The 24,934-nt window shown below is 63.1% G+C and carries 20 protein-coding genes; 2 read left to right on the forward strand and 18 right to left on the reverse strand.

Annotated features, from left to right (window positions below):
- Window positions 1-56 precede the first annotated feature (56 nt).
- The 16 genes from DM374_RS24430 to leuC all read right to left on the reverse strand — a co-directional run bounded on the left by DM374_RS24430 (window position 57) and on the right by leuC (window position 18,728).
- A complete protein-coding gene (locus DM374_RS24430) occupies window positions 57-830 on the reverse strand; it encodes an SDR family oxidoreductase (RefSeq protein ID WP_110972188.1) in 774 nt (257 codons plus the stop codon).
- Window positions 827-2,038, reverse strand: coding sequence for an O-succinylhomoserine sulfhydrylase (locus tag DM374_RS24435; protein WP_110972189.1), 1,212 nt, complete (start codon window positions 2,036-2,038; stop codon window positions 827-829). The genes DM374_RS24430 and DM374_RS24435 overlap by 4 nt, the downstream gene beginning before the upstream one ends.
- Before the next feature lie 16 nt (window positions 2,039-2,054).
- On the reverse strand, window positions 2,055-3,560 hold the full coding sequence (gene purF, locus DM374_RS24440) for an amidophosphoribosyltransferase (protein WP_095155651.1): 1,506 nt from the start codon (window positions 3,558-3,560) through the stop codon (window positions 2,055-2,057).
- Window positions 3,561-3,601: 41 nt separating this feature from the next.
- The gene (locus DM374_RS24445; protein WP_095155650.1) at window positions 3,602-4,156 is read right to left on the reverse strand and encodes a CvpA family protein; all 555 of its coding nucleotides are present in this window, start codon (window positions 4,154-4,156) and stop codon (window positions 3,602-3,604) included.
- Window positions 4,157-4,254: 98 nt separating this feature from the next.
- On the reverse strand, window positions 4,255-4,932 hold the full coding sequence (locus DM374_RS24450) for an SPOR domain-containing protein (RefSeq protein WP_110972190.1): 678 nt from the start codon (window positions 4,930-4,932) through the stop codon (window positions 4,255-4,257).
- The gene (folC, locus tag DM374_RS24455) at window positions 4,916-6,223 is read right to left on the reverse strand and encodes a bifunctional tetrahydrofolate synthase/dihydrofolate synthase (RefSeq protein ID WP_110972191.1); all 1,308 of its coding nucleotides are present in this window, start codon (window positions 6,221-6,223) and stop codon (window positions 4,916-4,918) included. Before folC ends, DM374_RS24450 begins: the two co-directional genes overlap by 17 nt.
- Complete coding sequence (accD, locus tag DM374_RS24460) at window positions 6,220-7,140, reverse strand: acetyl-CoA carboxylase, carboxyltransferase subunit beta (RefSeq protein ID WP_110972192.1); 921 nt, start codon at window positions 7,138-7,140, stop codon at window positions 6,220-6,222. The genes folC and accD overlap by 4 nt, the downstream gene beginning before the upstream one ends.
- 275 nt (window positions 7,141-7,415) lie before the next feature.
- Entirely contained in the window at window positions 7,416-8,036 is a 621-nt protein-coding gene (locus DM374_RS24465; protein WP_110972193.1) for a phosphoribosylanthranilate isomerase, read from the reverse strand.
- Window positions 8,037-8,074: 38 nt separating this feature from the next.
- Window positions 8,075-8,917 carry a tRNA pseudouridine(38-40) synthase TruA gene (gene truA, locus DM374_RS24470; RefSeq protein WP_110972228.1) on the reverse strand — a complete coding sequence of 281 codons (843 nt, stop codon included), beginning with the start codon at window positions 8,915-8,917 and terminating at the stop codon, window positions 8,075-8,077.
- Between the two features lie 120 nt (window positions 8,918-9,037).
- Window positions 9,038-12,058, reverse strand: a complete 3,021-nt coding sequence (locus tag DM374_RS24475) for a FimV/HubP family polar landmark protein (RefSeq protein WP_110972194.1) — start codon at window positions 12,056-12,058, stop codon at window positions 9,038-9,040.
- A 168-nt stretch (window positions 12,059-12,226) separates the two neighbouring features.
- Window positions 12,227-13,237, reverse strand: coding sequence for an aspartate-semialdehyde dehydrogenase (locus DM374_RS24480; RefSeq protein ID WP_110972195.1), 1,011 nt, complete (start codon window positions 13,235-13,237; stop codon window positions 12,227-12,229).
- 218 nt (window positions 13,238-13,455) lie between these two features.
- Complete coding sequence (gene asd / locus DM374_RS24485) at window positions 13,456-14,568, reverse strand: aspartate-semialdehyde dehydrogenase (protein WP_095155643.1); 1,113 nt, start codon at window positions 14,566-14,568, stop codon at window positions 13,456-13,458.
- Between the two features lie 67 nt (window positions 14,569-14,635).
- The gene (gene leuB, locus DM374_RS24490; protein WP_110972196.1) at window positions 14,636-15,718 is read right to left on the reverse strand and encodes a 3-isopropylmalate dehydrogenase; all 1,083 of its coding nucleotides are present in this window, start codon (window positions 15,716-15,718) and stop codon (window positions 14,636-14,638) included.
- A 62-nt stretch (window positions 15,719-15,780) separates the two neighbouring features.
- Entirely contained in the window at window positions 15,781-16,545 is a 765-nt protein-coding gene (locus tag DM374_RS24495; protein WP_110972197.1) for a methyltransferase domain-containing protein, read from the reverse strand.
- 105 nt (window positions 16,546-16,650) lie between these two features.
- Window positions 16,651-17,298, reverse strand: coding sequence for a 3-isopropylmalate dehydratase small subunit (gene leuD / locus DM374_RS24500; RefSeq protein WP_110972198.1), 648 nt, complete (start codon window positions 17,296-17,298; stop codon window positions 16,651-16,653).
- Window positions 17,295-18,728, reverse strand: a complete 1,434-nt coding sequence (gene leuC / locus DM374_RS24505) for a 3-isopropylmalate dehydratase large subunit (protein WP_110972199.1) — start codon at window positions 18,726-18,728, stop codon at window positions 17,295-17,297. Before leuC ends, leuD begins: the two co-directional genes overlap by 4 nt.
- A 130-nt stretch (window positions 18,729-18,858) precedes the next feature.
- On the opposite strand from leuC, the gene DM374_RS24510 reads away from it, so the two are divergent.
- Together DM374_RS24510 and DM374_RS24515 are read left to right on the forward strand one after the other, a co-directional pair.
- Window positions 18,859-19,737 (forward strand): LysR family transcriptional regulator, encoded by an 879-nt coding sequence (locus tag DM374_RS24510; protein ID WP_110972200.1) that lies wholly within the window; start codon window positions 18,859-18,861, stop codon window positions 19,735-19,737.
- A 62-nt stretch (window positions 19,738-19,799) separates the two neighbouring features.
- Window positions 19,800-23,093 (forward strand): PAS domain S-box protein, encoded by a 3,294-nt coding sequence (locus DM374_RS24515; protein ID WP_110972201.1) that lies wholly within the window; start codon window positions 19,800-19,802, stop codon window positions 23,091-23,093.
- Window positions 23,094-23,233: 140 nt separating this feature from the next.
- Here DM374_RS24515 and DM374_RS24520 read toward each other — a convergent pair whose 3' ends face one another.
- Window positions 23,234-23,677: an Hsp20 family protein gene (locus DM374_RS24520; RefSeq protein ID WP_095155636.1), complete on the reverse strand. Its 444-nt coding sequence runs from the start codon at window positions 23,675-23,677 to the stop codon at window positions 23,234-23,236.
- Window positions 23,678-23,791: 114 nt separating this feature from the next.
- The gene (locus tag DM374_RS24525; RefSeq protein WP_110972202.1) at window positions 23,792-24,754 is read right to left on the reverse strand and encodes a tRNA dihydrouridine synthase; all 963 of its coding nucleotides are present in this window, start codon (window positions 24,752-24,754) and stop codon (window positions 23,792-23,794) included.
- Window positions 24,755-24,934 lie beyond the last annotated feature (180 nt).

Here is a 24,934-nt window from a genome sequence, read left to right on the forward strand (position 1 = left end):
AGCAAAACACACCGCGTACTTCTTGCCGCTTGCCGCTTGCAACTCGAAACTTGCTACTAGCAATAAATCATTTTCTTGGTCATGCCGCCGTCGACGACGAACTCCTGACCGGTGATGAACCCCGCGTTCTTCGACAACAGCCACGAGACCATCGACGCCACATCTTCCACGGTCCCTACCCGGCCCGCTGGATGCTGGGCATGGTCGGCCTCGCTCAAGGGCTCGGCACGACGCACGGAAGGGTCACGGGCATCGATCCAGCCAGGGCTGACGGCGTTGACGCGAATCTCCGGGCCCAGGCTCATGGCCAGCGCATGGGTCAGCGCCAGCAGCCCGCCCTTGCTCGCGGCATAGGCCTCGGTATCGGGTTCGGACTGGCCCGCGCGGGTCGACACCAGATTGACGATGGCCCCGCAATGAGCGCGCAGATACGGCGCGCAGTGCTTGGCCAGCAACATCGGGCCGCCCAGGTTGACCGCCAGGACGCGATTCCAGTGATGGAGGCTGAGGCTTTCGAGGGTGGTGTTGTGCGGATCGGCGATCGCCGCGTTGCACACCAGTGCATCGAGGCGGCCGAACTGGCCGAGCACTTCGGCAACGCCGACGGTGACCTGGTTTTCGTCGGCGACATCCATGCCGACGAACCAGGCATTGTCGCCCAGCACCTTGGCGACCTTGGCCCCGCGCACGCGGTCAAGGTCGGTCAGGACAACCTGCCAGCCTTCGGCGATCAACCACGCGGCGATGCCCAGGCCGATGCCGCGAGCGGCACCGGTGACCAGCGCCACGCGGCCATTATGGCTGCTCTCGGCAACCGACCAGTCGATCACAGTGCAGCCAGTCCGCGGGCGAGGTCAGCCTTGAGGTCGGCCACGTCTTCCAGACCCACGGCGACGCGGATCAGGCTGTCGCGGATACCGGCGGCCTCACGTTCCTGCGGCGACAGACGGCCGTGGGAGGTGGTGCCCGGGTGGGTGATGGTGGTCTTGCTGTCACCGAGGTTGGCGGTGATCGAGATCAACCGGGTAGCGTCGATGAAGCGCCATGCGCCCGCCTTGCCGTCCTTGACCTCGAAGCTCACTACCGCACCGAAGCCGGTCATCTGGCGCTTGGCCAGCTCGTGCTGCGGATGGCTTTCCAGCCCGGCGTAGTGAACCTTCTCGATGCCGTCCTGCTGCTCCAGCCACTCGGCCAGGGCCTGGGCGTTGGCACAGTGGGCGCGCATGCGCAGGCTCAGGGTTTCGAGGCCCTTGAGGAAGATCCAGGCGTTGAACGGACTCAGCGACGGACCCGCGGTGCGCAGGAAGCCCACCACTTCTTTCATCTGCTCGCTGCGACCGGCAACCACGCCGCCCATGCAACGGCCCTGGCCGTCGATGAACTTGGTCGCCGAGTGCACGACGATGTCTGCGCCCAGCTTCAACGGCTGTTGCAGCGCCGGGGTGCTGAAGCAGTTGTCCACCACCAGCATGGCGCCCTTGGCGTGGGCAACCTCGGCCAACGCAGCGATATCCACTAGTTCGGCCAGCGGGTTGGACGGCGATTCGACGAACAGCAACTTGGTGTTCGCCTTGATCGCCTGTTCCCAGGCAGACAGGTCCGCCAGCGGCACGTAGTCGACCTGCACGCCGAAGCGCTTGAAGTACTTCTCGAACAGGCTGATGGTCGAACCGAACACGCTCTGCGAGACCAGCACATGGTCACCGGCGCTGCACAGCGCCATTACCGTGGACAGGATCGCGGCCATGCCGGTGGAGGTGGCGACCGCCTGCTCGGCGCTTTCCAGAGCGGCGATGCGCTCCTCGAAGGCCCGGACGGTCGGGTTGGTGTAACGCGAATAGACGTTGCCTGGAACATCGCCGGCGAACCGCGCCGCGGCATCGGCCGCGGTACGGAACACGTAGCTGGATGTGAAGAACAGCGGATCGCTGTGCTCACCTTCCGGCGTGCGATGCTGGCCGGCGCGTACCGCCAGCGTATCGAAAGCGACCCCTTCGAGGTCGCTGTCCAGGCGCCCGGCATCCCATTCCTGTGTCATGCCGTTGCTCCCTATATCAGTTGTTGTAGAGGTCGATGATCGCGCTGACCGCCTGGGTCTTGACCTTGGCCAGGTCGTTGCGGGCCTGCTCGATCTTGTCCAGGTAGGCCTGGTCGACGTCGCCGGTGACGTACTGGCCGTCGAATACCGCGCAGTCGAAGTGCTCGATCTTGATCTTGCCGCCGCCAACCGCTTCGATCAGGTCAGGCAGGTCCTGGTAGACCAGCCAGTCGGCGCCGATCAGATCGGCGACATCCTGAGTGCTGCGATTGTGAGCGATCAGCTCGTGGGCGCTCGGCATGTCGATGCCGTAGACGTTGGGGAAACGCACGGCCGGGGCAGCGGAACAGAAGTACACGTTCTTCGCGCCGGCTTCGCGGGCCATCTGGATGATCTGCTTGCAGGTGGTGCCGCGCACGATGGAGTCGTCCACCAGCATCACGTTCTTGCCACGGAATTCGAGTTCGATGGCGTTGAGCTTCTGGCGCACGGATTTTTTCCGCGCGGCCTGGCCCGGCATGATGAAGGTACGGCCGATGTAGCGGTTCTTGACGAAGCCTTCGCGGAACTTGACGCCCAGGTGGTTGGCCAGCTCGAGAGCGGCGGTACGGCTGGTGTCGGGAATCGGGATGACCACATCGATGTCGTGGTCCGGACGCTCGCGCTGGATCTTCTCGGCCAGCTTCTCGCCCATGCGCAGACGCGCCTTGTACACCGACACACCGTCGATGATCGAGTCAGGACGAGCCAGGTAGACGTGTTCGAAGATGCACGGGGAGAGTTTCGGATTGGTCGCGCACTGACGGGTGTGCAGCTTGCCGTCTTCGGTGATGTACACCGCTTCGCCCGGTGCCAGGTCGCGGATCAGGGTGAAGCCGAGCACGTCCAGGGAGACGCTCTCGGAAGCGATCATGTACTCGACGCCTTCGTCGGTGTGACGCTGGCCGAAGACGATCGGGCGGATACCGTTCGGGTCGCGGAAGCCGACGATGCCGTAACCGGTGATCATCGCCACTACGGCGTAACCGCCGACGCAACGGTTGTGCACGTCGGTGACGGCGGCGAACACGTCTTCTTCGGTCGGCTGCAGCTTGCCACGCACCGCCAGTTCATGGGCGAAGACGTTGAGCAGGACTTCCGAATCGGAGTTGGTGTTGACGTGACGCAGGTCCGACTCGTAGATCTCCTTGGCCAACTGTTCAACGTTGGTCAGGTTGCCGTTGTGCGCCAGGGTGATCCCGTATGGCGAGTTGACATAGAACGGCTGGGCCTCGGCCGAGGTCGAGCTGCCCGCAGTTGGATAGCGTACATGGCCAATGCCCATGTGACCGACCAGGCGCTGCATATGGCGCTGCTGGAAGACGTCACGGACAAGACCGTTGTCCTTGCGCAGGAATAACCGGCCATCATGGCTGGTAACAATACCGGCAGCGTCCTGGCCGCGGTGCTGGAGGACCGTTAGCGCGTCATACAGCGCCTGATTGACGTTCGACTTACCGACGATACCGACGATGCCACACATGCGACGCAACCCCTACTTAATGAAACTGGACTGAACAGCACTCAAGGCGTTTTAGGGCCCAGGAGCTGCTCCTTGAACGGGAGATCAGCCGGTGCGCTGATCCCGCTGGCTAGCCACTGGCTGGTCAACCCCAGAATGAGGTTCTTCGACCAGTCAGCCACCAATAGAAATTGGGGCAAGAGCCGCGACTCTTGCCACCACGAATCCTGTTGTACCGGTCCCAGGCTCAGCAGCCCGACCGCTACCACCACCAGCAAGGCTCCCCGCGCGGCGCCAAAGGCCATGCCGAGGAAGCGATCGGTCCCGGACAAGCCGGTGACGCGAATCAGTTCGCCGATGAGAAAATTGATCATCGCCCCCACCAGCAGGGTGGCGACGAAAATAATCGCGCATCCGGCAATCACACGGGCGGAAGGCGTCTGGATATAGCTTTCGAGGTACTGCGACGCGGCGCCCCCGAACATCCAGGCGACGGCGCCGGCGATGATCCAGGTGAGCAGTGACAAGGCTTCCTTGACGAAGCCGCGCTTGAGACTGATCAGTGAAGAGATGGCGACGATCGCGAGAATCGCCCAGTCGACCCAGGTAAATGCCACGGTGCGGCCTGCAAACAGTTGAGGCGGCGCATTTTACCAGAGCGGCGGGCCGGGGGTAAGCGGTGATTTACCGTCCGGACAGGGCCGGACGGCGGAGTTCAGCTTCGTTCTGGCTGGAAGCGCACCACGAAACCCTTGAGTTTCTGCTGGCGACTGATGACATCACGCAGGCGCTCGGCTTCGGCACGCTCGATCACCGGCCCGACGAAGACCCGGTTCATCCCGTCGGACGAGCGGATATAAGCGTTATAGCCCTGGCTACGCAGGGTTTTCTGCAGGGTGTCGGCGCCGGCACGGCTGGACAGGCTGGCCAGTTGCACCGACCAGCTGACCGGCAAACCATTGCCGTCGACCTTGTTGGTCGACGCCGGCGCCTGGGCGGCCGGCTTGGCCGGGGTTGGCGCCGTAGCGACGGTTGGCGCGGGCGTTGCTGCCGGCTTGCTGGCCGGAGCCGGCGCCGCTGGCTTGGCCGGGGGTTCCGGCGCGGGTGCCACGGCCACTGCTGACGAAGGCGCTGGCGCGATCGGCGTGGAAGGCGGCGTCTGCGGCTGGGCCGCGACGCTGCTGTCCGGGATCACCTGCGGCTCCGGAACCTGCACCGGTTCGACCTGAACCTGCGGCAAGGCCGGTACCGCCGGGGCTTCCGGCGCTTCGACACGAACCTGGCGCAACTCGTCTTCCTTGGTGAACAGCATCGGCAGGAAAATCACCGCCAGTGCCACCAGCACCAGCGCGCCGACCATCCGTTGCTTGATGACTTTATCCAGCCCCGCCATTGGCCCCTTCCCCCTGGGTCTGCCGGCTCAGCCACTGCAGGGCCTCGCCAACACAGAAAAATGATCCGAACAGCAGGATTTCATCATCCGCTGTCGCCTGCGCACACTGCCCTTCCAGAGCCTGTGCAACGCTGGAGTAAGACTGCACCGAAGCGCCAAGGTTCTCCAGTGCTGCCTGCAACTGCGCCGCCGAACGGCTGCGCGGTGTATCCAGGGCGGTCACCGCCCAGTGCGCGACCTGACGGGACAGCGGCTGGATCACACCCGGCAGGTCCTTGTCGGCCAGCAGGCCGAACACCGCCAGGCGCTGGCCCGCCACCGGCCGCGAGGCCAGGCGTTCAGCCAGGTATTCCGCGGCATGCGGGTTGTGCCCGACATCCAGCAGGATATTCAGCTGCTTGCCCTGCCAGACAAACTGGCGACGGTCGAGGCGGCCGACGATACGGGCATCGACCAACGCCTGGGCGATCTGTCCGGCATCCCATGGCAGGTCGAGCAGCAGATAGGCCTGCAAGGCGAGCGCGGCGTTTTCCATCGGCAAATCGAGCAACGGCAGATCGCGCAGCTCGACCACCTCGCCACGGGCGTCAACGCCCCGCCACTGCCAGTTCTGGTCAGTGTTGGCCAGATCGAAGTCACGGCCGCGCAGGAAGAACGGGCAACCCAGCTCGCGAACCTTGTCCAGCAACGGCTGCGGCGGATTGAGATCACCGCACAGCGCGGGCTTTCCCTGGCGGAAGATGCCGGCTTTCTCGAAGGCCACCGATTCGCGGGTGTCGCCCAGCCAGTCGGCATGGTCGACGCCGATGCTGGTGACCACGGCGAGGTCGGCGTCGATCAGGTTGACCGCATCCAGCCGCCCGCCCAGACCAACTTCCAGGACCACCGCGTCCAGCGCCGAACGGCTGAACAGCCAGAACGCCGCCAGGGTGCCCATCTCGAAGTAGGTCAGGGAGATTTCGCCGCGAGCGGCTTGCACCGCGGCGAAGGCTTCGCAGAGTTGCTCGTCGCTGGCTTCGAGGCCATCGATCTGTACCCGCTCGTTGTAACGCAGCAGGTGCGGCGAGCTGTAGACGCCGACCTTCAGCCCCTGCGCCTTGAGCAGCGCGGCGATGAAGGCGCAGGTGGAACCCTTGCCATTGGTGCCGGTAACGGTCACCACCCGAGGCGCTGGTTTGCCCAGCCCGAGCCGTGCTGCAACCTGCTGGGAACGTTCAAGGCCCATGTCGATGGCCGACGGGTGCAACTGCTCGAGATAGGCGAGCCAGTCGCCAAGGGTACGTTGGGTCATACGGTGGCAGGCGCCGGTGGCACGACAACCGCGTCCATCGCCGAAGGAACGAATTTCGGCGTCGGCAGGCCCATCATCTGCGCCAGCAGGTTACCCAGGCGCGGACGCAGTTCCTGACGGTGAACGATCATGTCGATGGCGCCGTGCTCCAGCAGGAACTCGCTGCGCTGGAAGCCTTCCGGCAGTTTTTCGCGCACGGTCTGCTCGATGACGCGCGGGCCGGCAAAGCCGATCAGGGCTTTCGGCTCACCGACGATAACGTCGCCGAGCATCGCCAGGCTGGCAGAAACGCCGCCGTAGACCGGGTCGGTCAGAACGGAGATGAACGGGATGCCTTCTTCACGCAGGCGCGCCAGGGCGGCGGAGGTCTTGGCCATCTGCATCAGGGAGATCAGCGCTTCCTGCATGCGTGCACCGCCGGAAGCGGAGAAGCAGACCATCGGGCAGCGGTTTTCCAGCGCGTAGTTGGCGGCGCGGACAAAGCGCTCACCGACGATGGCACCCATCGAGCCGCCCATGAAGGAGAACTCGAAGGCGCTGACCACGATCGGCATGCCCAGCAGGGTACCGCTCATGGAAATCAGGGCGTCTTTTTCGCCGGTCTGCTTCTGTGCGGCAACCAGGCGGTCCTTGTACTTCTTGCCGTCGCGGAACTTCAGGCGGTCGACCGGCTCCAGGTCAGCGCCCAGCTCGTTACGGCCTTCCGGATCGAGGAAGATGTTCAGGCGCGCGCGGGCGCCGATACGCATGTGGTGGTTGCACTTGGGGCAGACGTCCAGGGTCTTTTCCAGTTCCGGACGATACAGCACGGCTTCGCAGGACGGGCACTTGTGCCACAGGCCTTCGGGAACCGAACTCTTCTTCACCTCGGAACGCATGATCGATGGGATCAGTTTGTCTACTAACCAGTTGCTCATGCTTTATTTCTCCAGTAGCGGCGGCCGGCAGGCAATGGGTGCCGGGTCGCGCGTATGCCCTTGAGCTTCAATTCGTGTATGTCGCGAAGATCAGCCGCATCCGGTGGCGCGCATTCAGCGCAAGCCCTTTCGAAGTGCGACTCATCGTCAACCTGTATGGGCGATGCCAACGGCACCGACCGACAATTTCGACCGGCCCGCGGGCCTGGCCAGGCAGCAATGGGCTGCGAAAGCTATGGACGATGCGGCACCGATAGCCGTCACATCCAAGCGCCTCAACCGCGGCGCACCGCATTGATGAACGCTTCGATGCGCGCTGCATCCTTGATGCCCTTGGACTGCTCTACCCCGCCACTGACGTCCACCGCATAAGGCCGGACCTGAGCGATGGCCGCAGCGACGTTGTCCGGGGATAGCCCACCGGCGAGGATGATCGGCTTGCTCAGGCGATCCGGCACCAGCGACCAGTCGAAGGCTTCACCCGTCCCGCCGGGCACGCCGGCCACGTAGGTGTCGAGGAGAATGCCGCTGGCCTTGGCGTACAGCTTGCAGCTCGCCTCCAGGTCATCACCGGGGCGGACCCGCAGCGCCTTGATCCAGGGACGGTTGTAGCCCTCGCAATCGGCCGGGGTTTCATCGCCGTGGAATTGCAGCAGGTCCAACGGTACGGCTTCGAGGATTTCGCTCAGTTCGCAGCGGCTGGCGTTGACGAACAGGCCCACGGTGGTTACGAACGGCGGCAAGGCGGCGATGATTTCCCGCGCTTGCTGCACGCTCACCGCGCGCGGGCTCTTGGCGTAGAACACCAGGCCAATGGCGTCAGCCCCCGCTTCGGCTGCGGCCAGCGCGTCTTCCACGCGAGTAATACCGCAGATCTTGCTGCGAACGGCAGACATAGCCAGCGAACCTCGACTGATCCCGAAAGCCCCGGATGTTAGCAAATGACCGCCGGGTCGTCAGCCGCCAGTGACTCGAAACCCGTGAGGAAATGCGGACCAATGAAACGCACAGGCAAAGCGAACTCTTCCGGGTACTCGACCTGCACCAGATACAGGCCGAACGGATGCGCTGTGACGCCACCAGCACGCCGGTCGAGGCTGGTCAGCACCTGCCCCGCCCACTCCGGCGAACGCTCGCCGGCACCGATGGCCATCAGTACGCCAGCGATGTTGCGCACCATGTGATGGAGAAACGCACTGGCGCGCAGATCCAGCACGATCATCTTGCCGTGGCGGGTAACGCGCAGGTGGTGAAGGGTCTTGATCGGCGACTTGGCCTGGCATTGGCCGGCGCGGAAGGCACTGAAATCGTGGGTGCCGACCAATTGAGCGGCGGCTTCGGCCATACGCTCGACATCCAGCGGCCGATGGTTCCAGGTGACCTGATCACCCAGGTGCGCCGGGCGAATATCGTCGTTATAGATGACGTAGCGATAGCGCCGCGCACACGCCTTGTAGCGGGCATGGAAATGCGCCGGCATCTCCTTCGCCCAGGAAACGCTGACGTCATGGGGCAGGTTGATATTGGCGCCCATGGTCCAGGCCCTGGAACTGCGCACCGCGCGGGTGTCGAAATGCACCACCTGACCGCAGGCGTGCACGCCGGCATCGGTGCGCCCGGCGCAATGCAGCGCCACCGGCGAATCGGCCACCCTCGACAGCGCTTCTTCAAGGGTCTGCTGAACACTCACAGCATTGCTTTGGCGCTGCCAGCCACGATAGCGGGAGCCTTTGTATTCCACGCCCAGGGCGATTCTGAAAAAGCCTTCGGCCGCCATTTCGGCGGCCGAGTTGTCGATGATTTCCAAGGGGATAAAGCCTGTCGATTTACACAATGGCGGGAATTATAACGACAACGGCAGCCACCCGGGCTGCCGTTGGACTTTCGAGGCGGACGGTCAGACCAGTTTCGAAAGCAGCTCGTTGGCTTCGAGACGCTGGGCCTGGTCACCCTCCTTGTTGACCTCGTGGAGGATGTCGCGGGCGCCGTCATGGTCCCCCATGTCGATGTAGGCACGGGCGAGATCAAGCTTGGTCGCCACTTCGTCTGCCCCGGACAGGTAGTCGAATTCCGCATCCTCCGGCAACGCCGCTGCATCTTCAGCGGTGAAATGCGGCTCGAGTGGCGGCTGCTCCAAGCTCTGCGACAGCTTGTCGAGCTCGGCGTTGACGTCATCCAGTTCCGCAGCAAAGTTCTTCGCCGCCGCATCCGACTCGCCCGGCAGGGACAGGTCGAAGTCCTCCGGCAAATCGAGATCCGGCAGGTCGGCTTCCAGGCCCAGGTCGTTATCGAATGCCGCCAGTTCCGCCTCGATGTCCAGCGGTGGCCTGGCTTGAGGCGCAGTCGCCGGGGCGTCGTCGGTAACGTCCAGATCGAAGTCGGCCAGAGCGTCCGGCTGGGTCGCCAATGCCTTGTCGGCATCTTCGAACAGGGCGTCGAAGTCCATGTCGTCAAGTGCCGCGGAGGCTACCGGCTCGGCTTGTGGTTCGGGTTGCTGCTCTGGCTGCACCTGGGCAGCGGTGTGTTCCTGCAACAGGCTGTCGAAGTCCAGGTCGTCCAGCGCCGGTGCAGGCTCCGGCTCGACTTGCGCTTCAGGCTGCGCCTGGGCGGCGGTGTGTTCCTGCAGCAGGCTGTCGAAATCCAGATCGTCCAGCGCTGGAGCAGGCTCGGGCTCGACTTGCGCTTCGGGCTGCGCCTGGGCGGCGGTGTGTTCCTGCAGCAGGCTGTCGAAATCCAGGTCATCCAGCGCCGGAGCGACTTCAGGCTCTGGCTCCGGCTCTGGAGCTGCCTGTGCCGCAGTCTGCTCTTGCAGCAGCGTGTCGAAATCCAGGTCATCCAGATCAGCAACAGGCTCAGGTTCGGCTTGTGGTGCTGGTGCCGATGCCGGCTGAGCTTCGGGGTTGTCTTGCAGCAGGGTATCGAAGTCCAGATCGTCGAGGGACGGCTCCGGTGCAGCGGCTTCGCTGGCCTTGACCGCGGCGATATCCGCTGGCGTTTCCAGTTCCAGCCCGTCCAGATCGTCCAGGCTCAGGTCAAAGGCGCTGTCCAGTTCGTCATCGCCGGGCAGGTCGGCTTCCGGTTTTGGCTCTTCGGACAACAGCCCCTGAACGAACTCTTCGTCCAGTGCCGTTGCCGCTACCGCACCGGCAGCCACCAGTGTGACCATCGCCGGATATTGGCTCTTGAGACCGTCGACGGCGGCGAGGTTCTGCGGGTTGGCCTGCAGCTGCCGCTCCTGACCGACAAAGGCGTCGCGGTCACCCTGACGGGCATAGACATCCATCAGCTTCAGGCGCAGATCGCTACGCTGCGGCGCCTTCTCAACTGCAGGCTCCAGCAGGTTGGCGGCGTGGTTCAGGCGGCCGTTGGCGATGCTCTCATCGACTTCCGCCAGCAGTGGGTCGACCGCGGGTTCGGCGACCGGCGCCACACGCGGCTCACTGACTTGCTCGGCGGCAGTCGCCGCGGCGGCGGAGGCTGCGACCACGGCAGGGGCCAGCTTGACGGTCGGCGGAGCCATGTCCAGGCCTTCGAAGCTGCTCGATGGCAGTTCCAGGTCCGGACCGAGTTCGGTTTCCTCGGCCAGCGCGCGCGCCATGCGCAGGTGTTTTTCCGCTTCCTGTTGGGCCTTGCGCTTGCGCGCCATCAGCAACAGGAGCAGCAGCAAAGCCAGGAGTGCAGAACCGGCAATCAGCGCCAGCAGCAGCGGGTTGCCGAGAATGCTGTCCAGGCCACTATCGTTGTTTTCCGGGGCGACTTCGGTAGCGGCCGCATCGACAGGCGCGGTATCGACCGCAGCAGGCGCCGGTGCTACCACCGGTTCAGCCGGGGCCGGTTGCAACTGGGCGTCGATAACCGGCGCAGTCGCGACCGGAGCTTCTGCCGGAGCCGGAGCCGGAGCTGGCACGGGAATGCCACTCTGGGCTTCGAGGCGGGCCAGTTGGTCGTTTTTCAGTTCGATCAGCCGCTGCAGTTTGTCCAGTTGGCTCTGCAGATCGGTCATGCGGCTTTTCAGCTCGTCGCCTTCGCGGCGGCTGGCGTCGAGGTTTTCCTGGGTCGTCGCCAGTTTGTCGCTCAATGCCTTGTCACCGGCAGCACCCTTGCCTGCGGGAGCGACCAGCTTGAGGTTGTCCTGCTCGGCAACACGTGCCGGCGCGGGCTGCGCCGTATTGCGCCGGGTGGCATCCAGTTGCCGCGCCTGCGGCCCAAGACGACGACCCTGACGCCAGGCGGCGTACTGCTCGTTGACTTCTTTTACCGCCTGGCCCTGCGGAATGTTCTGGATCTGTTGCTGGTCCGGCATACGCAGGACCTGGCCGGTCTTGAGCTGGTTGATGTTGCCGTTGATGAAGGCATCCGGGTTGAGCGCCTGGATCGCCAGCATGGTCTGGTGCACCGAGCCACCCTGACGCGCGCGCGAGGCGATTTCCCACAAGGTGTCGCGGCGCATGGTGGTGTAGTTGCCCGGCGCGCTGACCGCCGGGGTTACGCCGGCGGCCTTGGCGGCTTCGGGGGAAAACTTGGATGGGTCGATCAGTACGCTGTAGTCGCGCAGCAGACGGCCTTGGGGCCACAGCACCTGGACCAGGAATTTGACCATCGGCTCTGGCAGTGGCTGGCTGGAGGTCACTTTCAGGACACTCTTGCCCGCCGGATTGATCACCGGGGTGAAGGTCAGGTCATTGAGGAAGGTCTGGCGTGCAACGCCCGCCTTGCTGAATTCTTCTGCCGGCGCCAGGCTCGGCTTGACTTCGGCGGCAGTGAGGTCACGTACATCGAGCAGTTCGATCTCGGCGTCCAACGGCTGGTTCTGCGCCGACTTGAGGGTCAATTCGCCCAACCCGAGGGCATGCGCCATACCGGAAGACAGCGCCGACGCTGCGGCTATTGCTAACACCAGTTTGCGAATTCGAAGCATGACCTCATCCTTTGTTTGAAACTTCCCCGGGCACCGAGAAGAAGTGAAGAACCGCCTTGAGGCTTGGTACCGACATGACCACTGCCATGTTCGAACTGTTGGTAAATGCCGGAGCAAAGTTATTTCCGGCATTTAACGCTCAGTGTGCAAAGTGTCGCCAAGTATCTTTTACACAAGGTCTTTTATCAACAATTCAGCCACCTGTACGGCGTTCAAACCCGCGCCTTTGCGCACGTTATCGGTCGTCAGCCAGAGATTGAGTTGTTGTGCCTCGTCGATACCGCTGCGAACGCGGCCCACATACACCACATCCTGGCCTACTGCATCACCCACCGGCGTCGGATAATCCCCCGCCTCCACCAGTTCGATACTTTCAGCCGCTTCCAGCGCCCTATTCACGGCAGGCAGATCCACCGCCTCGCGCGTGTTCAAGGTCACAGTGTAGCTATCGCCGAAAAACACCGGGACTTGAATGCAGGTTACTGAAATGCTGAGTAAAGGCAGGTCCAGTAATTCGCGCAACTCGCGCACCAGACGACGCTCCAGCAGGCCATGACCCTGCTCATCACTGGCACCGACCTGAGGCAGCAGATTGAAGGCTACTTGCCGATCGAAGAAGCGCGGCTCCAGTGGGCGGGCATTGAGCAACTCGGCGGTTTGCCGGGCCAGTTCGCTGACAGCTTCGCGGCCTTGGGCGGAGATGGCCTGGCAGGCGGTGACGTGCACACGCTCCAGGCTGATCAGGTTTTTCAACGGCGCCAGCACCACGGCCAGGGCTACCGCAGCGGAACTCGGGCTGTGCAATTGCAGCGGTGCTTTCAAGTTGTCCAGCACCTGCGGGTTGGCTTCCGGCACTATGGCCGGGGCTTGATCGGCAGGCAGCGCGCCGGTGAGGTCGATCACCGCGCAACCGGCAGCTTGCGCACGCGGCGCGAAGCTCAGAGTGACGGCCGGGCCGGCAGCGAAGAAGGCCAGGCGGACCTTGCTGAAATCGAAGTCATCGACATCGCGGGTACGCAGGTTCTTGCCGCGAAAAGCCACGGAACTGCCGGCCGATTCGTTGCTCGCCAACAGGTACAGGGTGCCCACCGGGAAGTCGCGTTCTTCGAGGATCTGCACAAGGGTTTCACCGACGGTGCCGGTGGCGCCGATGACGGCGATATCGATGGGCTGGGTCATTTGGGGTCTCTCTGGCCGGTTGGGTTGCCGTGCTACCTATCGCGAGGAAGCTCGCTCCTACGAGTTCGCGGAACTTCTGTAGGAGCGAGCTTGCTCGCGAAAGGCTGCAAAAGCAGTCCCGGATTATGCGGGAGCGGCACTTTACTTGGATTCGATCCCACAAAAAACAAAAAACCCGCGCTGTCTCCAGCGCGGGTTTCGACTTTACCGCGAAGCGATCAACGCTCCAGCAGGATCCGCAGCATGCGGCGCAGCGGCTCGGCCGCGCCCCACAGCAGTTGGTCGCCTACGGTGAAGGCGCCCAGGTACTGCGAACCCATGTTCAGCTTGCGCAGACGACCGACCGGGATGTTCAGGGTGCCGGTAACGTTGGTCGGAGTCAGCTCTTGCATGCTGATCTCGCGCTGGTTCGGCACCAGTTTCACCCAAGGGTTGTGCTGGCTGATCATGCCTTCGATGTCGGCGAGCGGCACATCCTTGTTCAGCTTGATGGTCAGCGCCTGGCTGTGGCAACGCATGGCGCCGATGCGCACGCAGATGCCATCGACCGGGATCGGGCTCTTGAAGCGACCGAGGATCTTGTTGGTCTCGGCCTGGGCCTTCCACTCTTCACGGCTCTGACCGTTCGGCAGTTCCTTGTCGATCCAGGGAATCAGGCTGCCGGCCAGCGGTACACCGAAGTTCTCGGTCGGGTAGCTGTCGCTGCGCATGGCTTCGGCGACCTTGCGGTCGATGTCGAGGATAGCGCTGGCCGGGTTGGCCAGTTCATCGGCAACGGCCGCGTTGGTAGCGCCCATCTGGCGGATCAGCTCACGCATGTTCTGCGCGCCGGCGCCGGAAGCCGCCTGATACGTCATGGCGCTCATCCACTCGACCAGGCCGGCTTCGAACAAGCCGCCCAGACCCATCAGCATCAGGCTGACGGTGCAGTTGCCACCGATGTAGTTCTTGGTGCCGGCGTCCAGTTGCTGGTCGATGACCTTGCGGTTGACCGGATCCAGCACGATGACCGCGTCATCCTGCATGCGCAGGGACGAAGCGGCGTCGATCCAGTAACCCTGCCAGCCGGCTTCACGCAGCTTCGGGAAAACCTCGTTGGTGTAGTCGCCACCCTGACAGGTCAGGATCACATCCAGGGTCTTGAGCTCGTCGATGCTGTAGGCATCCTTCAGCGGAGCAATGTCCTTGCCCACTGCCGGGCCTTGGCCACCGACGTTGGAAGTGGTGAAGAACACCGGCTCGATAAGATCGAAATCCTGCTCTTCAAGCATCCGCTGCATGAGCACGGAACCGACCATTCCACGCCAACCGATCAGACCTACACGTTTCATCGCAACTACACCTTCGCTAAAAGTGGGCCGCTGTCTTGGTTGTGATTTCGACAGCGGGCCAGAGAGATTACAGATTCCGCAGCGCTGCGACTACTGCGTCGCCCATTTCCTGCGTCCCCACCTTGCTGCAACCGTCCGACCAGATGTCGCCGGTACGCAGCCCTTGATCCAGCACGAGGCTGACAGCCTTCTCGATCGCCTCGGCGGCAGCCTGCTGGTTGAAGCTGTAACGCAGCATCATCGACACCGAAAGGATGGTCGCCAGCGGGTTGGCAATGCCTTGGCCGGCGATGTCCGGGGCCGAACCGTGGCAAGGCTCGTACATGCCCTTGTTCTCGGCATCCAGCGACGCCGACGGCAGCATGCCGATGGAGCCGGTGAGCATGGATGCTTCATCCGACAGGATGTCGCCAAACATGTTGTCGGTAACCATCACGTCGAATTGCTTCGGCGCGCGCACCAGTTGCATCGCGGCGTTGTCGACGTACATGTGGCTCAGTTCGACGTCCGGGTAATCCTTGGCCACTTCCTCGACCACTTCACGCCACAGTTGGCTGGACGCCAGCACGTTGGCCTTGTCCACCGAGCAGAGTTTCTTGCCGCGCACGCGGGCCATGTCGAAGCCGACACGGGCGATACGGCGGATTTCACTCTCGCTGTACGGCAGGGTGTCGTAGGACTGGCGCTCGCCGCCTTCCAGCTCGCGGGTGCCGCGCGGTGCACCGAAGTAGATGCCGCCGGTCAGTTCGCGAACGATCAGGATGTCCAGGCCGGAAACGATTTCACGCTTCAGCGAGGAGGCATCGGCCAATTGCGGGTAGAGGATCGCCGGACGCAGGTTGGCGAACAGGCCCAGTTGCGAACGGATCTTCAGCAGGCCGCGCTCAGGACGGATGTCACGCTCGATCTTGTCCCATTTCGGGCCACCCACGGCGCCCAGCAGCACGGCATCGGCCTTGCGCGCACGCTCCAGGGTTTCGTCGGCCAGCGGCACGCCGTGCTTGTCGATGGCAGCGCCGCCGATCACGTCGTGCTCGAGGCTGAAGCCGAGCTGGAACTTGTCGTTGGCCAGTTCCAGCACCTTGACGGCCTCGGCCATGATTTCCGGACCAATGCCATCACCCGGGAGAATCAGAATCTGCTTGCTCATGCTTTCCTCTATTCAATTCAAGCGGTGCGCCCACGTGGCGCGCCGGAAAATTCAGTGTGATTTCAGCGCTCGGCCCACAACACCAGAACATCGGTGCTGAAAGAGCCGTCGGCCTCGATCTGGTAATACTGCCGCACTTCTTCACCCATGGCCTGCTGCAATTGGAGGATGGCGGCGCGCATCGGCTCGGGGGTGCGCATCCGCTCGACCCAGGAGGCCCACTCCAGACGCAGGCCCTGGCGGGTGTGACTGCGGACGAACAGCCCGGCCTCGCTGACCTGGCGCAGCCACTCGGCGGCGGAATAATCGCGCACATGGCTGGTATCGCGCAGCACTTCAACGCTTTGCAGGTAAGTGTCCAGCAGCGGGCTGCCCGGCGACATCACATCGATGAAGGCCGCCACGCCGCCCGGCTTGAGCACCCGGCGAACTTCACGCAGGGCCAGGCCCAGGTCGCTCCAGTGATGCGCCGAGTAACGGCTGAAGACGAAATCGAACGAAGCATCGGCGAACGGCAGGCGCTCGGCGGCACCGCGTTCTGTGGCGATATTGCCGAAGCCGCGCTCGGCGGCACTGGCGGCGACCACATCGAGCATCTGCTGCGACAGGTCGTAGGCCACCACTTCGGCGACCAGCGGAGCCACATGGAAACTCACATGGCCGGCGCCGCAGCCGAGGTCGAGAACACGGGCGTTTTCATGCCCGGCCAGCGCGGCCTGGAGCAAGGCAAACTCGGTGCCCTGAGCATGTACGGCACTGCTCAGGTAGGCGCTGGCCTGTTCGCCGAACTGGCGCTGGACAACGTCCTTGTGGCTGCTGCTGGTCATCTTCTGTCTCCGAAGGCCGCCATCGCTGGCAAGCCCGCTCCCACACAGTCTGCGGTACGCACAAGAACCTGTGGGAGCCGGCGTGCCGGCGATAGGGCTAATACATTACTGGGCGTCGCGGAACAACCACGGCTGGCTGGCACGATGCCTGGTTTCAAAGGCCGCAATGGCATCGCCGTCCTGCAGGGTCAGGCCAATATCGTCCAGACCGTTGAGCAGGCAGTGCTTGCGGAACGCATCGATCTCGAAGCTGAGCACTTTGCCATCCGGACGGGTGACGGTCTGTGCCTGCAGGTCGATGCTCAGTTGATAACCCGGATCAGCTTCCACTTGCTTGAACAGCTCATCGACTTCTTCGTCGCTGAGGATGATCGGCAACAGGCCGTTCTTGAAGCTGTTGTTGAAGAAGATGTCGGCGTAGCTCGGCGCGATGATGCTGCGGAAACCGTACTCTTCCAGCGCCCACGGGGCGTGCTCGCGGCTCGAACCGCAACCGAAGTTCTCGCGGGCCAGCAACACGCTGGCGCCTTGATAACGGTCGTGGTTGAGAACGAAGTCGCGGTTGACCGGACGCTTGCTGTTGTCCTGGTACGGCTGGCCGACATCCAGGTAACGCCACTCGTCGAACAGGTTCGGGCCGAAACCGGTGCGCTTGATCGACTTCAGGAATTGCTTGGGAATGATCTGGTCGGTGTCGACGTTGGCACGGTCGAGCGGAGCGACAAGGCCGGTGTGTTGGGTAAAGGCTTTCATGCTGCGCTCCCTTGGATCAACTCGCGTACATCGATGAAACGGCCGGTAACGGCGGCGGCGGCGGCCATGGCCGGGCTCACCAGGTGGGTACGACCACCGGCGCCCTGACGGCCTTCGAAGTTCCGGTTGGAGGTGGACGCGCAATGCTCGCCGCTCTCCAGGCGGTCCGGGTTCATCGCCAGGCACATCGAGCAGCCCGGTTCACGCCATTCGAAGCCGGCTTCGAGGAAGATCTTGTCCAGGCCTTCCCGCTCGGCCTGCGCTTTCACCAGGCCAGAGCCCGGCACCACGATGGCCTGCTTGATGGTCGCGGCGACCTTGCGGCCCTTGGCGATTTCCGCGGCGGCGCGCAGGTCTTCGATGCGCGAGTTGGTGCAGGAACCGATAAAGACGCGGTCGAGCTGGATGTCGGTGATCGCCTGGTTGGCGTTCAGGCCCATGTACTTCAAGGCGCGCTCGATGGAGCCACGCTTGACCAGATCGCTCTCGGCGGCCGGATCCGGCACGCGCTGATCGACGGCCAGTACCATTTCCGGCGAGGTGCCCCAGCTGACCTGCGGCTTGATTTCGGCGGCGTCCAGTTCAACCACGGTGTCGAACACGGCGTCGGCGTCGGAGACCAGGTCTTTCCAGGTTTCCACCGCCAGATCCCACTGCTCGCCTTTCGGCGCGTAAGGGCGGCCCTTGACGTAGTCGACGGTCTTGGCGTCGGTGGCCACCAGGCCAACGCGGGCGCCGGCTTCGATGGACATGTTACAGATGGTCATGCGGCCTTCGACGGACAGGTCGCGGATGGCGCTGCCGGCGAATTCCATGGCATGGCCGTTGCCGCCGGCGGTGCCGATCTTGCCGATCACGGCGAGAACGATGTCCTTGGCGGTCACGCCGAACTGCAACTGGCCTTCGACGCGCACCAGCATGTTCTTCATTTTCTTGGCGACCAGGCACTGGGTGGCCAGCACGTGCTCCACTTCGGAGGTACCGATACCATGGGCCAGCGCGCCGAAAGCGCCGTGGGTAGAGGTGTGCGAGTCACCGCAGACCACGGTCATGCCCGGCAAGGTGGCGCCCTGCTCCGGGCTGATGACGTGGACGATGCCCTGACGCACATCATTCATCTTGAATTCGGTAATGCCATACTCGTCACAGTTTTCATCCAGGGTCTGCACCTGCAGGCGAGACACCTGGTCGGCGATGGCCTCGATCCCGCCCTTGCGCTCAGGCGTGGTCGGTACGTTGTGGTCCGGAGTGGCGATGTTGGCATCGATACGCCAAGGTTTGCGATCTGCCAGACGCAGGCCTTCGAAGGCTTGCGGCGAGGTCACTTCATGGATGATGTGACGGTCGATGTAGATCAGCGCCGAACCATCGTCGCGCTGTTTGACCAAATGCGAATCCCAGAGCTTGTCGTAGAGCGTTTTGCCGGCCATCAGGCTTTCCTCATCAGCGTCTTTCTATGCCAATAACCACTTGGCTTGTACGGCTGATGCTATGGCGTTAGATTGAATAACTCAAATTCATAATTTTTATGCTTTGGATAACCAAAGGGAATCTGAAAACGTGGATCTGGCAAACCTCAATGCTTTTATCGCCATCGCCGAGACTGGCAGCTTCTCCGGGGCCGGAGAACGGCTGCATCTGACCCAGCCCGCCATCAGCAAACGCATCGCCGGCCTCGAACAACAACTCGACGTACGGCTGTTCGATCGCCTCGGCCGCGAGGTCAGCTTGACCGAGGCAGGGCGCGCGTTGCTGCCGCGCGCCTATCAGATTCTCAACGTGCTGGACGACACCCGTCGCGCCCTGACCAACCTCACCGGCGAAGTCAGCGGCCGACTGACTCTGGCCACCAGCCATCACATCGGCCTGCACCGTTTGCCGCCCTTGTTGCGGACGTTCACCCGGCAATACCCGGCCGTCGCCCTGGACATCCAGTTCCTCGATTCGGAAGTAGCCTACGAAGAAATCCTCCATGGTCGCGCTGAAATCGCCGTCATTACCCTGGCGCCAGAACCTCACAGCCTGGTCCGCGCCGTGTCGGTGTGGGATGACCCGCTGGATTTCGTGGTGGCGCCGGAGCATCCGCTGGCCTGCAAAGACGTGGTCAGCCTCGCCGATATTGCCCACCACCCGGCGGTTTTTCCCGGCGGAAACACCTTTACCCACCATATCGTCCAGCGTTTGTTCGAAGCACAAGGGCTGGTGCCGAACATCGCCATGAGCACCAACTATCTGGAAACCATAAAGATGATGGTTTCCATCGGCCTCGCCTGGAGCGTGCTGCCGCGAACAATGCTCGATGAGCAGGTAGTTCCCGTCACTCTTCCGGGCATTCAGCTGTCTCGCCAGCTAGGCTACATTCTGCACACGGAACGAACGTTATCGAACGCAGCCAGAGCCTTTATGGCACTGCTCGACAGCCAAGCGAGACAACCCTGAGGCCGCCGGTAGCCCTGGAAGGCCTGTACCAAGGAAGCGTATCCGCCAAAGGTCTGGTATCGATGTCCAAATCACACCGCTTTCCGCACCTGCCGCGCATCCACGCGGCGGATCCCCAGGAGTCCGAGCAGACCTGGGAAAATGCACCGCAATTGCTGGCTGCCCTTAATGGCGCTCGCCTCGGTGCCTGGTTCTGGGATGTCGAGACCGGCAAGATCAGTTGGTCCCGGGGCACCCAGGCCCTGTTCGGCTACGATCCGGACGTGCCGCTGCCCAAGGACCTGGACTATCTCGACCTGCTGCCCAGCGAAGACCGCGCCCACACACTGCAGGCCTTCCACTCGGTACTGGCCGGGGAGCCGCTGGAGCAGGCGATGCGCCACCGCATTCGCTGGCCCGACGGCAGCCTGCACTGGCTGGAAATCAACGGCAGCCTGAGCAAGGACAAGAACGGTCGACCGCAGATGATCGGCGTCATCCGCGAAATCACCCGCCAACGCGAGCGCGAGGCGGCGCTGATCAATTCGGAAAAGCGCTTTGCCACGCTGTTCCAGCTCAGCCCCAATGTGGTGCTGCTGAGCCGTCGGTCCGACGGGCTGATTCATGAGGTCAACCAGCATTTCGAGAAAACCCTGGGCTGGCCGGCGCAAGAGGTCATCGGCAAGACCACCATCGAGCTGGGCCTGTGGGCCCATGCCCCGCAGCGCTACCAGGTGCTGGAGGCAACCCGCGACAATAATGGCCCGGTGATTCTCGAGGTGCAGTTCTGCGCCAGCAGCGGGCAGATTCATGACGGCATCCTCTGTACCCAGACCATCGAGCTGGAGGGCGTGGCCTACCTGCTCAGCACCTTTATCGATACCAGCGAGCGCAAACGCGCCGAACAAGCCCTCAAGGACAGCCAGGAACGCCTGGACCTGGCCCTCGACTCGGCGCAACTGGGCACCTGGGACTGGCATATCCCCAGCGGCATGCTCTATGGCTCGGCCCGCGCCGCACAATTGCACGGGCTGGATCCCGTGCCGTTCCATGAGTCTTTCGAAGCGTTTTTCGATGGTGTACCAGAGGCCGAGCGTAGCAGCATGCGCCAGGCCTACCGCAGCCTGCGCGAAGGACCGGCGGGCAACTATCAGATCACCTACCGTATCCAACTGGAAAACGGCAGCTCGCGCTTCCTCGAAAGCCGCGCCCGCCTTTACCGCGACGAGCAAGGTAACCCGTTGCGCATGGCCGGCACCTTGCTGGACATCACCGAACAGGTCGAGCGCGAGCAGCGCCTGATCAGTTCGGAAGAGAAATTCGCCGGCCTGTTCCAGGTCAGCCCCGACCCGATTTGCGTCACCCGCCAGGACAACGGCCAGTTCATCGAGGTCAACCCGGCCTTCACCCAGACCTTCGGCTGGACCGCCGAACAGGTGCTGGGGCGCAATGCCGCAGAAATCGGCCTGTGGGCCGAGTCGGCCGAACGTGCCAAACGAATCGAACAGGTGATCCGCGACCAGGCGCTGAACAATGTCGCCGTGGTGGTCAACCACAAGGACGGGCATCCGCTGACCTGCGTGATCTCCAGCCGCCTGATCAAGGTAGAGGAGCAGACCTGCAGCGTCACCACCCTGCGCGACATCACCCAGCAACAGCGCGCTGAAGCGGCGCTCAAGGCCAGCGAAGAGAAATTCGCCAAGGCCTTTCATTCCAGCCCCGACGCCATCACCATCAGTGAGCGCGACACCGGGCGCTATGTCGAAGTCAACGACGGTTTCTGCCGGCTGACCGGCTACAGCGCCAGCGAAGTGCTTGGGCGCAGCGCCAACGAAGTAGGCGTCTGGGCCGATGACAAACAGCACACGATGCTGGTGGCCGAAGTACAGGAGCGCGGCCGGGTCAATCACCGCGAGATGCTCGGGCGCAGCAAGCGCGGCGAACTGTTGACCCTGGAAGTCTCGGTCGAGCCGATCACCCTCAATGAAACCGACTGCCTGCTGCTGACCGCCCGCGACGTCAGCCAGTTGAAGAACGCCCAGGCCCAGATCCGCCACCTGGCCTATCACGACCCACTGACCAACCTGCCCAACCGCGCATTGCTGATGGACCGCCTGAGCCAGCAGATCGCCCTGCTCAAGCGCCACAACCTGCGCGGCGCGCTGCTGTTCCTCGACCTCGACCACTTCAAGCACATCAACGATTCGCTGGGCCATCCGGTGGGCGACACGGTGTTGAAGATCATCACCGCGCGCCTCGAAGCCAGCGTGCGCATGGAAGACACCGTGGCGCGCCTTGGCGGCGACGAGTTCGTGGTACTGCTCAGCGGCCTGGAAGGCACCCGCGAGGAAGTCACGGACAAGGTGCGCGAACTGGCCGACACCCTGCGCGAGTTGCTCGCCGAACCGATGTCGCTGGACGGCCAGCGCCTGCAGGTGACACCGAGCATCGGCGTGGCGCTGATTCCCGACCATGGCTCGACCCCGGCCGACCTGCTCAAACGTGCCGACATCGCGCTATACCGGGCCAAAGACTCCGGCCGCAACACCACGCAACTATTCCACACCACCATGCAGAAGGCTGCCAGCGAGCGCCTGCGCATGGAAAGCGACCTGCGCATGGCGCTGACCCGCGGCGAGCTGGCGCTGCATTTCCAGCCCCAGGTGGATGCCCGCGACAACCGCATCGTCGGCGCCGAAGTGCTGCTGCGCTGGCACCATCCGCTGCTCGGCCAACAACAGCCCAGCCAGTTCATCCAGGTGCTGGAAGAAAGCGGCATGATCCTCGAAGTCGGCAACTGGATCCTCGATGAAGCCTGCGACGCCTGCTCACGCATGCTCCAGGACCACCTGATCGAAGCCGAGGATTTCAGCCTGTGCGTGAACATCAGCCCGCGACAGTTCCGCCAGAACGACTTCGTCGAGCGGGTTTGCCGCAGTCTCGACGACTATCGCCTGCCCTACCACATGCTCAAGCTGGAGATCACCGAAGGCATCGTCATCCAGAATCTGGAAGACACCATCAGCAAGATGCGTGAGCTGAAAGCACTGGGAGTGAGCTTCGCCATGGACGACTTCGGTACCGGCTATTCCTCGCTGACGTACCTCAAGCGCCTGCCGGTGGACACGCTGAAGATCGACCAGTCGTTTGTGCGCGATGCCCCGGTGGATTCCAACGACGCGGAAATCGTCCGCGCCATTGTCGCCATGGCCCGTAGCCTGGAGCTGACGGTGATCGCTGAAGGGGTGGAATTGTCCGAGCAACTGGACTTTCTGCTGCGCCAGGGCTGCTTCCTGTATCAGGGCTACCTGCACAGCCGGCCGCTGCCCCTCAGCGCGTTTCGCGCGATACTGCTGGAGACGCCGGCGGACTACTGAACAGCAGCTACAAGAGAATAGGTAAACGGCAGTTGCAAGAGAATTAGTGAGTGATCAACGCTCTTTCTTACAGCTTGAAACTTGCAACTTGAGGCTAAAAAAAACGGGCGCCTTCAAGGCGCCCGTTTTTTTTGATGCAGTTAGTTCAGAGCAGGCTTGTCCCCGTTGATCGGGATACGTTTGGCCTTGGCTTCTTCCGGCACGACCCGCAGCAGGTCGACGCTGAGCAGCCCGTTGGCCAGTGCCGCCGACTTGACCTCGATATGGTCAGCCAGACGGAACGACAGCTTGAACGCACGTTGGGCAATGCCCTGGTGCAGGTAGGTGACGCTTTCGTTGCTGCTGTCGCGTTTGCCGCCAGTAACGGTCAGCACGCCTTTCTCCACTTGCAGGTCAAGGTCCTGCTCCTGGAAGCCAGCTGCGGCAACAACGATTCGATAGTGGTCATCGCCATGTTTTTCGACGTTGTAGGGTGGGTAGCTGCTACCCGACTCATTACGCGCCGCAGATTCGAACAGGTCATTGAAACGGTCGAAACCAACGGAATGGCGGAACAGTGGCGCCAGAGAAAAAGCGGTAGTCATGGTACATCTCCTGAAATATCAGCGAGTTGGGATTGACGCGACCCGACTTCGGCATCGCGTACTCCCTAGATAGGGACCACCAGAATTATTTCAAGCGCTGTCGAGAAAATTTTCCTACGCCGCGGCGACGGGCGGTGGCACATTAATCAGCAGGCCGACCCGATCACAGTCGGTCTCGCGACGCAGCTCGTTGAACAGTGCGACCGCTTCGGGATAAGTCCGGGTCAGCATCGCCACCCACTGTTTGAGACGGCCCGGCGCCTGGCGAGGAGTCATCTCTTCGCGAACCCGCAGCCAGAACACCTGGATCAGCGGCAACAGCGACTGCCAGTCCAGCGGCTGGAAATCCACGCCATCGCGCACCGCAGCGATCTGCCGGGCCAGGTCGGGCCGTGACACCAGGCCACGGCCTAGCATGATGTCCTTCACCCCACTGATCTCGCGGCAGCGCCGCCAGTCGTCCAGGGTCCAGACCTCACCGTTGGCAAACACCGGCACCTTGACCACGTCCTGCACCTTCGCCACCCATTCCCAATGGGCCGGCGGCTTGTAGCCCTCGACCTTGGTCCGCGCATGCACCACCAGATGCGCCGAACCACCGTCGGCCAGGGCCCGGCCGCAGTCCAGCGCGCCGTCCGGGCTCTCGAAGCCCAGGCGCATCTTTGAGGTCACCGGAATATGCGCCGGCACCGCCTTGCGCACCTCGCTAACGATCCGGAACAGCAATTCCGGCTCCTTGAGCAACACCGCCCCACCGCGAGACTTGTTCACCGTCTTGGCCGGGCAGCCGAAGTTCAGGTCAATCACCGGCGCGCCCAGCTCGCAGGCCAGTGCGGCGTTGTCCGCCAGGCAAACCGGATCTGAGCCGAGCAATTGCACACGCATCGGCACCCCTGCGGCTGTCCGCGCCCCTTGCTCCAGCTCCGGTGCCATTTTGTGGAACGTGGCAGCGGGCAGCACCCGGTCGCAAACGCGAATGAACTCGGTGACACACCAATCGATACCGCCGACCCGGGTCAGAACGTCGCGCAGGATGTTGTCGACCAGCCCCTCCATCGGGGCCAGGGCAATTTGCATGGGGGAAGACCTCGGAAAAATTGCGCACATAGTAAACGGGGATTGGGCAAATGGAAGGGCCGCGGGTCTGGGGTAGACGCTTGGTCGAAAAGGGCTGCGTCTTACAGGCCTCGAGGAAAGGGCCTGCGTGACGCCAGCGCTTTCTTGTTTGAGAGTTTCAGGTGCCCGAATCAGCGGGCA

It is taken from the genome of Pseudomonas huaxiensis, from assembly GCF_003231275.1.
Taxonomy (GTDB): Bacteria; Pseudomonadota; Gammaproteobacteria; order Pseudomonadales; family Pseudomonadaceae; genus Aquipseudomonas; species Aquipseudomonas huaxiensis.

Bases quoted from the DNA above. Each gene is read 5' to 3' on its own strand.
- DM374_RS24435 (WP_110972189.1), bottom strand. From the start codon at position 2,038: ATGACACAGGAATGGGATGCCGGGCGCCTGGACAGCGACCTCGAAGGG.
- purF (WP_095155651.1), bottom strand. From the start codon at position 3,560: ATGTGTGGCATCGTCGGTATCGTCGGTAAGTCGAACGTCAATCAGGCG.
- DM374_RS24450 (WP_110972190.1), bottom strand. From the start codon at position 4,932: ATGGCGGGGCTGGATAAAGTCATCAAGCAACGGATGGTCGGCGCGCTG.
- folC (WP_110972191.1), bottom strand. From the start codon at position 6,223: ATGACCCAACGTACCCTTGGCGACTGGCTCGCCTATCTCGAGCAGTTG.
- accD (WP_110972192.1), bottom strand. From the start codon at position 7,140: ATGAGCAACTGGTTAGTAGACAAACTGATCCCATCGATCATGCGTTCC.
- DM374_RS24465 (WP_110972193.1), bottom strand. From the start codon at position 8,036: ATGTCTGCCGTTCGCAGCAAGATCTGCGGTATTACTCGCGTGGAAGAC.
- truA (WP_110972228.1), bottom strand. From the start codon at position 8,917: ATGGCGGCCGAAGGCTTTTTCAGAATCGCCCTGGGCGTGGAATACAAA.
- DM374_RS24475 (WP_110972194.1), bottom strand. From the start codon at position 12,058: ATGCTTCGAATTCGCAAACTGGTGTTAGCAATAGCCGCAGCGTCGGCG.
- DM374_RS24480 (WP_110972195.1), bottom strand. From the start codon at position 13,237: ATGACCCAGCCCATCGATATCGCCGTCATCGGCGCCACCGGCACCGTC.
- asd (WP_095155643.1), bottom strand. From the start codon at position 14,568: ATGAAACGTGTAGGTCTGATCGGTTGGCGTGGAATGGTCGGTTCCGTG.
- leuB (WP_110972196.1), bottom strand. From the start codon at position 15,718: ATGAGCAAGCAGATTCTGATTCTCCCGGGTGATGGCATTGGTCCGGAA.
- DM374_RS24495 (WP_110972197.1), bottom strand. From the start codon at position 16,545: ATGACCAGCAGCAGCCACAAGGACGTTGTCCAGCGCCAGTTCGGCGAA.
- leuD (WP_110972198.1), bottom strand. From the start codon at position 17,298: ATGAAAGCCTTTACCCAACACACCGGCCTTGTCGCTCCGCTCGACCGT.
- leuC (WP_110972199.1), bottom strand. From the start codon at position 18,728: ATGGCCGGCAAAACGCTCTACGACAAGCTCTGGGATTCGCATTTGGTC.
- DM374_RS24515 (WP_110972201.1), top strand. From the start codon at position 19,800: ATGTCCAAATCACACCGCTTTCCGCACCTGCCGCGCATCCACGCGGCG.
- DM374_RS24520 (WP_095155636.1), bottom strand. From the start codon at position 23,677: ATGACTACCGCTTTTTCTCTGGCGCCACTGTTCCGCCATTCCGTTGGT.
- DM374_RS24525 (WP_110972202.1), bottom strand. From the start codon at position 24,754: ATGCAAATTGCCCTGGCCCCGATGGAGGGGCTGGTCGACAACATCCTG.